The 1,567-nt window shown below is 35.1% G+C and carries 2 protein-coding genes and 1 pseudogene; all 3 read right to left on the bottom strand.

The features are described from left to right. Positions 1–19: 19 nt before the first annotated feature. Positions 20–169 (bottom strand): annotated as a pseudogene (locus AB4180_RS22700) (PAAR-like domain-containing protein); the annotation flags it as partial. A 90-nt stretch (positions 170–259) separates the two neighbouring features. Next, complete coding sequence (locus AB4180_RS22695) at positions 260–1,072, bottom strand: imm11 family protein (RefSeq protein ID WP_102249051.1); 813 nt, start codon at positions 1,070–1,072, stop codon at positions 260–262. Then, positions 1,069–1,419 carry an AHH domain-containing protein gene (locus tag AB4180_RS22690; protein ID WP_157936316.1) on the bottom strand — a complete coding sequence of 117 codons (351 nt, stop codon included), beginning with the start codon at positions 1,417–1,419 and terminating at the stop codon, positions 1,069–1,071. The genes AB4180_RS22695 and AB4180_RS22690 overlap by 4 nt, the downstream gene beginning before the upstream one ends. Between the last annotated feature and the right edge of the window lie 148 nt (positions 1,420–1,567).

The following is a 1,567-nucleotide window of genomic DNA, read 5'->3' as shown; positions in this document are numbered from 1 at the left end:
TGAATTACGCAACAAAGCCTCCTTTGATAGCAATGCTGTTACCACCATCCATAGAAACGGTAATGGTGCCGCCTGCTAAATCAGCGGACTTTGCATTATTGCCATAAGGGATAGGAACAACAGGTTTACCGACTGTTGTTAAGCAAACATCAGAAGGCGTTTTGTTCGATTAACTCGAAAATTGCAACACAAACTAGATGAAAAGCGCCCCGGGCGCTCTCTAAACATATGAATAAAAAGATTATTTTCGAATTAAGAATTAATACTCATCGCCAAGTTGATATGTTTCTAATGAAAAGAAATTTACGTAAGGTACTTTTTTTTCTATTTTTCTTTTTATTTTGTCATGAACAATGAAAGGAGATAAGTCATCCCCCCCCATTTTAAATATTAACCGTTCTGACTCTTTTATTTTATCTAAAACGTCGACGTCCAAATGATAGTTAATAACGTGGGGATCTTCATCAGGATCCTGTTGTTCGTAGGTTGATTTACTTCTATCCCAACAATCTAACTCTTCATAGATGTTAATCAAAAAGTAATTATCACATTCGTCATTTATTATAACGGGGTATAAACTCCCTCCGTAAATATTGTCATCAATTAACTCTTTTAATGATTCAGATATTATGACACTGGGAGTGCAAAACAGCATAGGCATTGTATTATCAATAATCTCATTACCTTTACTATAAAAACGCAGAGCTGGCTCACCGTAAATTTGTTTTCGATAATGAAACCGTCTTAAAGCTGTTGATTCTGTTGGAATCACTTTAAACCCTACCATGTCAAAGTTGGGAGTCATTACGTAATATTCGTTGTTATAGTTCACGCTACCTACCTCTAATGTATAAACTCTCTTTTTATAGCGAGTAAATTCTGAATGATTTCGATTACAAATATTATCATCTTTGTTTTCTGATTTAGCCAAATCATCGATACTAAAATTGTCAATTTTGGTTCCAAGTCCGTTGCAACCACAATTCCCATTTTTAAAGTATTTGTGAACTCTAGTTAATCTAATTCGGAATGATTTTATGTCTGATAATAACACTTTACTCTTGCTGTTCATTCTAGACTGGACTTTTTTTCGCTACCCTCTTCACATTCTTTTTCTATCTTTTTGAGTGTTTTTACCATCAACTTTTGCACGTAGTCATGGTAGGGTTCGTCATCATCGTCACTATTTGAAAATGAAATATGATTACCTCGATGTAATTGAACTTCTAAATGGCATGCACCAGCAAAAGTAGATGGTAATGCAACCAAATTACCTATTTCATTAATATCATAACCATATGACTCAAGAATTGACTTATTCCCTGATTCAATCGCACCTTTTTTAGATAATAAATGATGTATTTGCATCGGAACACCACAATTTAAAGGGTGATCATGATCCCCCTCAATGGCATTCAACAAGTTTTCCCTATATCCCATACGTTTACCTAGATGTAATCTAATTCTCCACGCTTGTAGCGCGGTGTTTTATGTTTATCTGAATGACAAAGCCTACAAGTAGCGTCACGCTTTACCGCTTCCTTTTTCGGGGCTTTGTTGCGTAATT

It is taken from the genome of Vibrio sp. 10N.286.49.C3 (genome assembly GCF_041469545.1).
Classification (GTDB): Bacteria; Pseudomonadota; Gammaproteobacteria; order Enterobacterales; family Vibrionaceae; genus Vibrio; species Vibrio tasmaniensis_A.
The sequence above is the reverse complement of the archived record's forward strand: the minus strand, read 5'-3'. Positions and strand labels throughout refer to the sequence as shown.